The organism is Streptomyces sp. DT224, from assembly GCF_049844595.1.
Lineage (GTDB): Bacteria > Actinomycetota > Actinomycetes > Streptomycetales > Streptomycetaceae > Streptomyces.
Map to the genome: position 1 here is coordinate 379,323 of NZ_JBNCLI010000010.1, position 9,052 is coordinate 388,374.

General features: G+C 69.4%; 2 protein-coding genes, 1 tRNA gene and 1 rRNA gene. 1 reads left to right on the top strand and 3 read right to left on the bottom strand.

Annotated elements, in window-relative coordinates:
* Positions 1–177 precede the first annotated feature (177 nt).
* On the bottom strand, positions 178–5,601 hold the full coding sequence (locus ACLQ2N_RS26115; RefSeq protein ID WP_425816572.1) for a HAMP domain-containing protein: 5,424 nt from the start codon (positions 5,599–5,601) through the stop codon (positions 178–180).
* A 411-nt stretch (positions 5,602–6,012) separates the two neighbouring features.
* Here ACLQ2N_RS26115 and ACLQ2N_RS26120 point away from each other — a divergent pair, with 411 nt between their 5' ends.
* Positions 6,013–8,619 (top strand): SpoIIE family protein phosphatase, encoded by a 2,607-nt coding sequence (locus ACLQ2N_RS26120; RefSeq protein WP_425816573.1) that lies wholly within the window; start codon positions 6,013–6,015, stop codon positions 8,617–8,619.
* Between the two features lie 127 nt (positions 8,620–8,746).
* On the opposite strand, the gene ACLQ2N_RS26125 is transcribed toward ACLQ2N_RS26120, so the two are convergent.
* Both ACLQ2N_RS26125 and rrf read right to left on the bottom strand, forming a co-directional pair.
* Positions 8,747–8,819 (bottom strand) — tRNA-Thr (locus ACLQ2N_RS26125).
* Between the two features lie 159 nt (positions 8,820–8,978).
* Positions 8,979–9,052: ribosomal RNA gene (rrf, locus tag ACLQ2N_RS26130) — 5S ribosomal RNA — on the bottom strand; the annotation flags it as partial.

Here is a 9,052-nt window from a genome sequence, read left to right on the forward strand (position 1 = left end):
TCCTTGTGCCGGTCATGGTAGCCGCACCCCGGCGGTCACCACACCCTGTCACCGTGATGTCACTGTGCACATACCGGGAACGCGGCGGGGGACCAGAAGGTTCCCCGCAATCCGCGTCCCCACACTCCTGCGGACACCACCGGTCAACAAATCTTCATGGATTCTCTCAGTGAGTGCTCACTCTCCCCGCATCCACCCTTCCATGACCGAAAGAAGATGGTCGGGATCGACCGGCTTGGTGACATAGTCGGACGCACCCGATTCGAGCGCCTTCTCCTTGTCGCCCTTCATCGCCTTGGCGGTCAGCGCCACGATCGGCAGCGCGGCGAACTGCGGCATCCTGCGGATCGCCGAGGTCGTCGCGTAGCCGTCCATCTCCGGCATCATGATGTCCATCAGTACGACCGTCACATCGTCGTGCTGCTCCAGGACTTCAATGCCCTCGCGCCCGTTCTCGGCGTACAGAACCGTCAGTCCGTGCTGCTCCAGCACGCTGGTCAGCGCGAAGACGTTGCGGATGTCGTCGTCGACGATCAGCACCTTCTCGCCGCCGAACCGGAACGTCCTGCGGGTCTCCGGCTCCTCCTGACCGCCCACGGCCCATGACTCCGGCTCGGCGGCCGGAGCCGGCTGCGCGGCGGGAGCGGGCGCCGGACGCGGCGGCAGCGCGGGCTGCTGCTGCGTGCGCCCGAGCGCCTTGCGCCGGCGGCGCGGGGCGGCCTGGGCGGGGTCCGGCACGTACACCTGTCCGGCCTCCGGCGTCCGGGCGCCCTCGATCGCGCCGGTCGGGCCGTCGGCCTGCCCCGGAGCGAGTTGCGGGTAGCCCTGCGGCGGGAGTTCGCTCGGGTGCAGCGGCAGGTACAGCGTGAACGTGGAGCCGCGACCCGGCTCGCTCGCCGCGTGGATCTCGCCGCCCAGCAGCCGCGCGATCTCGCGGCTGATGGACAGGCCGAGGCCCGTGCCCCCGTACTTGCGGCTGGTCGTCCCGTCCGCCTGCTTGAACGCCTCGAAGATGACCCGCATCTTGCTGGCCGCGATCCCGATGCCGGTGTCGGTCACCGAGAAGGCGATCAGCTCACCGTCCGCGTCCCGCAGCGAACCGGCCTCCAGCAACTGCTCGCGGATGGCGTCCGGCACCTCCTGGCCCGCGTGCCTGATCACCAGCTCGACGGCCCCGCTGTCAGTGAACTTGACCGCGTTGGACAGCAGGTTGCGCAGCACCTGGAGGAGCCGCTGCTCGTCCGTGTGCAGCGTGGCCGGCAGCTCCGGCGACACCCGTACGGAGAAATCCAGCCCCTTTTCCGCGGTGAGCGGCCGGAAGGTCGCCTCCACGTAATCGACCAGCTGCACCAGGGCGATCCGCGTCGGACTCACGTCCATCTTGCCCGCCTCGACCTTCGACAGGTCGAGGATGTCGTTGATCAGCTGGAGCAGGTCGGAACCGGCTCCGTGGATCGTCTCGGCGAATTCCACCTGCTTCGGCGAGAGATTGCCCTCGGCGTTGTCCGCGAGCAGCTTGGCCAGAATGAGCAGCGAGTTGAGGGGCGTACGCAGCTCGTGCGACATGTTCGCCAGGAACTCGGACTTGTAGCGCATCGAGACGGCGAGCTGCTCGGCGCGCTCCTCCAGTACCTGCCGCGCCTCCTCGATCTCGGTGTTCTTGACCTCGATGTCGCGGTTCTGCCTGGCCAGCAGCTCGGCCTTCTCCTCCAGTTCGGCGTTGGACGCCTGGAGTGCCTTCTGCCGGTTCTCCAGTTCCTGCGAGCGGTCCCGCAATTGCTCGGTGAGCTCCTGCGACTGTTCGAGCAGCTTCTCGGTCGTCGTGTTGACGCTGATCGTGTTGACGCTCGTGGCGATCATTTCCGCGAGCTGGTTCAGGAAGTCCCGCTGAATGTGCGTGAACGGCTGGAACGAGGCCAGTTCGATGACCCCGAGAACCTTGCCCTCGAACAGCACCGGAAGCACGATCACATGCGCGGGCGGCGCCTCACCGAGCCCGGAGGAGATCTTCAGGTATCCCGGCGGCACGTTGTCCACCTGGATCGTCCGCTTCTCCTCGGCGGCCGTGCCGATGAGCGTCTCGCCCGGCCGGAAGGACGTCGGCATGGAGCCGGCGGAGTAGCCGTAGCTTCCCCGCATGCGCAGCTCGTACGCCCCCTCGGCCTCGGCGCCCAGCGCGTCGGTCTCACCGGTGGGCGTGGCGAGGAAGAACGCGCCGTGCTGTGCGGAGACCACGGGAGTCAGCTCGCTCATGATGAGCGAGGCCACGTCGTCCAGGTCGCGGCGCCCCTGCATCAGACCGGAGATGCGGGCGAGGTTGCCCTTCAGCCAGTCCTGCTCCTTGTTCGTGGCGGTGGTGTCGCGCAGGTTCGCGATCATCGTGTTGATGTTGTCCTGGAGTGCCTGGATCTCCCCCGCCGCGTCCACGTCGATCTTCAGGTTGAGGTCGCCGCGCGTCACCGCCGTCGCCACGGCGGCGATGGCCCGCACCTGACGGGTCAGGTTCCCGGCCATCTCGTTCACCGATTCGGTGAGGTCGCGCCAGGTGCCGTCCACGTCGCGCACCCGCGCCTGGCCGCCGAGCTGGCCCTCGGTGCCCACCTCGCGGGCGACCCGGGTCACCTGCTCGGCGAACGAGGAGAGCTGGTCGACCATCGTGTTGATGGTGTTCTTCAGCTCCAGGATCTCGCCGCGCGCATCGATGTCGATCTTCTTGGTCAGGTCGCCCTTGGCGATGGCCGTCGTGACGGCGGCGATCTGGCGCACCTGGCCCGTCAGGTTGGACGCCATCGAGTTCACGGACTCGGTGAGGTCCTTCCACGTACCGGAGACGCCCGGGACGCGCGCCTGGCCGCCGAGCTCGCCCTCCGTGCCGACCTCCCGGGCGACCCGGGTCACCTCGTCCGCGAACGAGGACAGCGTCGTCACCATGGTGTTGACGGTGTCGGCCAGCTCGGCGACCTCGCCGCGCGCCTCGACGGTGACCTTCTTCGTCAGATCACCGTTGGCGACGGCGGACGAGACGCGGGAGATGTTGCGCACCTGGCTGGTCAGGTTGTTGGCCATCAGGTTGACGTTGTCGCTGAGGTCCTTCCAGATGCCCGTCGCCCCGCGCACCCGCGCCTGGCCCCCGAGGATGCCCTCGGTGCCGACCTCGCGGGCCACCCGGGTCACCTCCGAGGAGAAGGACGACAGCTGGTCGACCATCGTGTTGACCGTCGTCACCAGTTCGAGGATCTCGCCCTTGGCATCGACGGTGATCTTCTTGGAGAGGTCTCCGTTGGCGACCGCGGTGGTCACCTCGGCGATGTTCCGCACCTGGATCGTGAGGTTGTTGGCCATGCCGTTGACGGACTGCGTGAGGTCCTTCCACGTGCCCGAGACCCCCTGCACCTCGGCCTGGCCGCCGAGCATTCCCTCGGTGCCCACCTCGCGGGCCACCCGCGTCACCTGCTCCGCGAAGTTCGAGAGCTGGTCGACCATCGTGTTGAGGGTGTTCTTCAGCTCCAGGATCTCGCCGCGCGCGTCCACGTCGATCTTCTGCGACAGGTCACCGCGCGCCACCGCTGTGGCGACCTGCGCGATGTTGCGGACCTGAGCGGTCAGGTTCCCCGCCATCCCGTTCACCGAATCGGTCAGGTCACGCCACACACCGGCCACGCCGGGCACCTGCGCCTGGCCGCCGAGGCGTCCGTCCGTGCCCACCTCGCGGGCGACCCTGGTCACCTGTTCGGCGAAGGCGGAGAGCTGGTCGACCATCGTGTTGATGGTGTTCTTCAGCTCCAGGATCTCGCCGCGCGCGTCCACGTCGATCTTCTGCGACAGGTCGCCCCGCGCCACCGCAGTCGTGACCTGCGCGATCTGGCGCACCTGGGAGGTGAGGTTCCCCGCCATGAAGTTGACGGAGTCGGTGAGTTCCTTCCAGGTGCCGGAGACGCCGTCGACCCGTGCCTGACCGCCGAGGCGGCCCTCGGTGCCGACGTCACGGGCCATCCGCGTGACCTGGTCGGCGAAGGAGGAGAGCTGCGCCACCATCGTGTTGACGGTGTTCTTCAGCTCCAGCATCTCGCCGGCCACGTCGACGGTGACCTTCTGCGACAGGTCACCGTTCGCGACGGCCGTCGTCACCTGGGCGATGTCACGCACCTGCCCGGTCAGGTTGTGGAAGGCCGTGTTCACGGAGTCCGTGAGGTCCTTCCAGGTCCCGGCGGCGCCCGGCACCTCGGCCTGCCCGCCGAGCCGGCCCTCGACGCCGACCTCCCGGGCCACCCGGGTCACTTCCGAACCGAAGGACTGGAGCTGGTCGACCATCGTGTTGACGGTGTTCTTCAGCTCCAGCATCTCGCCGGCCACGTCGACGGTGACCTTCTGCGTCATGTCGCCGCTGGCCACCGCCGTGGTCACCTGGGCGATGTCGCGCACCTGCGTCGTCAGGTTCCGGAAGACCGTGTTCACCGAGTCGGTGAGGTCCTTCCAGGTCCCGGCGGCGCCCGGCACCTGCGCCTGGCCGCCGAGCACACCCTGCCCGCCGACCTCGCTGGCCACGCGGGTGACCTCGTCCGCGAAGGTGCGCAGCGTCTCGGTCATCTGGTTGATCGTCTCGGCGAGCTGGGCGACCTCGCCACGCGCGCTGACCTGGACCTTCTGCGACAGGTCACCGTTGGCGACCGCTGTCGTCACCTCCGCGATGCCGCGCACCTGGGAGGTGAGGTTGCCGGCCATCGTGTTGACGGAGTCCGTCAGGTCCTTCCACACCCCGGCGACCCCGGGCACCACGGCCTGGCCGCCCAGCTCACCCTCCGTGCCCACCTCGCGGGCGACCCGGGTCACCTCGGAGGAGAACGAGGACAGCTGGTCGACCATCGTGTTGACGGTGTTCTTCAACTGGAGCATCTCGCCGGCCACATGAACGGTGACCTTCCGCGACAGATCACCCTTCGCCACCGCCGTCGTCACCAGGGCGATGTCGCGCACCTGCGCGGTCAGCCGGTACGCCATGGTGTTGACCGAGTCCGTGAGGTCCTTCCACGACCCGGACATCCCGCGCACCTGCGCCTGGCCGCCGAGCTTGCCCTCGGTCCCCACCTCGACCGCGACCCGCGTCACCTGCTCGGTGAACGCCGACAGCTGGTCGACCAGGTTGTTGACGGTGCGCGCGACCTTCAGAAACTCGCCGCGCAGCGGCCGTACCGTGTCGTCCGCCGTATGGGAGCGCAGCTCCATCCGCTGTTCGAGATCACCGTCGGCCACCGCCGACAGCACCCGCCCGACCTCGGAGACCGGGCGGGCCAGATCGTCCACCAGCTCGTTCGAGGCGTCGATCGCGGCCGCCCAGGAGCCCTCGCAGGCGCCCGTCTCCAGCCGTTCGGTGAGCTTGCCCTCCCGTCCGACCACACGCCGCACCCGTGCCAGCTCGCCGGTGAGGTGCACGTTGCGGTCGGCGACCTCGTTGAAGACCGCGGCGAGCTCCGCCATCACGCCTTCGCCGGAGACCGTCACGCGCCTGCGGAAGTTGCCGTCGCGCATGGCGACCAGACCGGCCAGCAGTCTGTGCAGCGCCGCCGCGTCCACCTCGACGGTTCCATTGCGCTGCTTCTTCACGGACCGACCGCCCTTACTGCGCGTACCCGAACCCCGCGCCGCCACGTCAGACTCCACCGTGTCCCTCCCGCAGGGGTTGACCATCTAGCTAGGACCTCGTCCGAGAGCTTGCCCAGAACTTCCATGGCTCACCGCCACAGCCCACCGTCGACGGGTGACCATGCGGACGTCAAATCGTTGAAACGTACCAGGCGGGAACCGGTCGGGGTGGAACCTCCCATGGTTGTCCCACATCCCTCCGGAGGGAAGCCCATCCTGTCCGGTCGTCCGTCCGTTCCCGCCCGGGCCTGTCCGAAGTCCGCCCTCGTGTATCCGGTGCCCGGGCGGAGCGTCTAGCCTGGCAGGCGAATCGAAGCGGCGAGAAACGGGCACGGACTCGGGGAAGCGACGAGACACCATATGGGGAGTGCTGTGATCACGGCGCGTGCGGCTGCCACCTTCGACCCGGTGGCGCGCTCCGTCGCGACGGCCCGTGCCTTTGTCCGCGACACGCTCCAGGGCTGGGGATACACCGACGTCGTCGACGACGCCGTCGTCCTGACCAGCGAGCTCGTCACCAATGCCGTGATCCACGCCGGCACCGCCGCGGACGTGCTGTGTCTGCGCACGGAGGACGGCGTCCGGGTGGAGATCGCCGACCACTACCCGGAACGGGAGATCCCCCTCCAGACGACGGGCCTCGACCTCGGCAGCCTCGACAGCGAGAACGGCCGCGGTCTGCTGCTGTGCGCGGCTCTCGCTTCCCGCTGGGGCGTCGAGTACTCCCCCACGCGCAAACATGTCTGGTTCCAACTCGACCTCCCGGACCGCCCGGTGGGCGTCCGCTCGGCCGGTCCGCTGCTGCCCGTCGGTCTGCTCCCGGTCACCGACGAACGCGTCAGGGTCGCCGTCGTCCAGATCGACAGCGAGGCCGCGGTGGCCGCGTGGAACGACGACGCCGCTTATCTCTTCGGCTACGCGGCGGACCAGGTCATCGGCAAGCAGTTCGCCGACTTCACCGCCTGGCCGCAAACCCCCGGCACCAGCACCGGCATCGCGGACGCCCTGCGCCTCTCCCGCTGGGAGGGCAGCTACGGCATCCGGGGCGCCGACGGCCGCACTATTCCGGTCTACGGCTCCCACCTGCGCGTACGGGACCCCCAGGGCGAACCGTCCACGGTCTGCCTGCTGGTGCGCGACTACGAGCGCGCGGTCCTGCAGACCCCCGCGCGCACCCCGGTCTCGGACACCGCCGAGAGCCGCAAGACGGACCCCTTCGAGATCTTCATCGGCTCCCCCGCCCCCGACGACCTCGACGGCCTGCTCCAGCGCACCGTCGAGCGGGCGCGCGACATGCTCGACGCCGACGCCGCCTTCCTCCTGCTCGCCACGGACGACGAGACCGAGCTGGAGGTGCGGGCCACGACCGGCCTGCCCTCCGCCCGTCAGCGCTTCGCCCGCGTGCCCGTCGAGGCCGGCACCGGCCGGTACGGCTCCGCCCGGATGCCCGCCGTCCATGAGGACCTGGACGCCGTCCCCGGCGCGGTCCCGCTGCTCGGCAACACCGGCATGCGCTCGGTGGTCACGGTCCCGCTGAAGGTCGAGGGGCGCCTCACGGGCTCCCTGGGCGTCGCGGCCGAGGGCGCCGGCCGCTATTCCAACGAGGAAGCGCTGCGTCTGCAGTTCGCCGCGGACCGGATCGCCCTCGCGGTCGAGTCGGCCCGCCTAGGTGAGCTGGAGCGGCTGCGCCGCGGCTCGCTGTCCTTCCTCGTCGAGGCGTCGGACCTGCTGGCGGGCACCCTGGACCGGGACCAGACGCTGGCCCTGATGGCCCAGATGACGGTCCCGACGCTGGCAACGTGGTGCGCCGTCTATACGATCGCCGACCCGGCGTCGGACCCGGAGCTCTCCTACGTGCTGCACGAGGACGAGGAGCGTATCGACGGGCTCAAGAGCCTGCTCACCAGGATCTCCCCGCCGGAGCCCGTACGGACCCCCGGGGCGCGGGTGTGGGCCGCTCCGTCTCAGGCCGCCCACGAGGCGGCGCTGCGGACCTCGATGCGGAGTATCGGCATCGGCGACCCGGGCGGCCTCGGCTCCACCACGCGTACGACGCTGGCGACCGCGGCGGCGGTGGGCGGCGAGACCGTCGTCCTCCCTCTGGTCGCCCGGAACCGTGTCATCGGCATGCTGACGCTCGGCAAACCGTCCGACGACCACTTCCGCCAGGAGATCCTGGAACTGGCCGAGGACCTGTCCCGCCGGGCCGCCCTGGCCCTGGACAACGCCCGCCTCTACTCGGAGCGCACGGCGATCAGCCAGTCCCTTCAGCGCAGCCTCCTCCCGCCGGGCCTCCCGGCCGTCCCCAACGTCGAGGTGGACGTCATCTACCGCGCGGCCGGCGAGGGCAACGAGGTCGGCGGCGACTTCTACGACGTGTTCCCGATCCGGGACGGCGCGTACGGGTTCGCCATCGGCGACGTGTGCGGTACGGGGCCGGAGGCGGCGGCCGTGACGGGCCTCGCGCGACACGCCCTGCGCCTGCTGGCCCGGGAGGGCTTCGGAGGCCCCGCGGTCCTGGAGCGGCTCAACGCCGCGATCCTCGACGAGGGGGCCCGCAGCCGCTTCCTCACTCTGCTCTACGGCGAGTTGTGGCCGCAGGAGGACGGCAGCGCGCTCCTGAAGGTCGTGTGTGCGGGACACCCGCTGCCGCTGCGCCTGCGCCAGGACGGCTCGGTGGAGCCGGCGGCGGACCCGCAGCCGTTGCTCGGCGTCATGGAGGACCTGGAGCTGTACGAGCAGACGTTCACGCTGGAGCCGGGCGATGTCCTGCTGTGCGTGACCGACGGGGTGACGGAACGCCGTGAGGGTACACGGATGCTCGGCGACGACGGCTTGGCGGACGTGCTCGCCCACTGCACAGGACTTACGGCAGGTGCGGTGGCCGCACGCATCCTCCGGGCGGTCGAGCGATTCGCCGCCGAACCGCCCTCGGACGACATGGCCATCCTGACGATGAGGGTCCCGGAACCTCACTGAGGGCTGTCCCGTGATCCCTGGCGGGCGCCACAGCTTTCGTCGTGCGCAGCCAGGGATCACAGGACAGCCCTCAGACCCCGAGCATGAAGAAAGGCCCCGCCATCCGGCGGGGCCTTTCTTTCTTCTGAGCCCCAATGCGGAATCGAACCGCAGACCTTCTCCTTACCATGGAGACGCTCTACCGACTGAGCTATTGGGGCCTTGCTGCCCTGCGGCAACGAGCTAAAGCATACCCTGATCCGGGGGATATGCAAAACCGCCCGGACCGCTCGGGCCGGCGGCTACGGGCGGGTTGGCCATCCTCACCGGAAACGCAGAAAAGCCCCGTGCCAGCGGCACGGGGCTTTCCCACAATGATTGTTCGGCGGCGTCCTACTCTCCCACAGGGTCCCCCCTGCAGTACCATCGGCGCTGAAAGGCTTAGCTTCCGGGT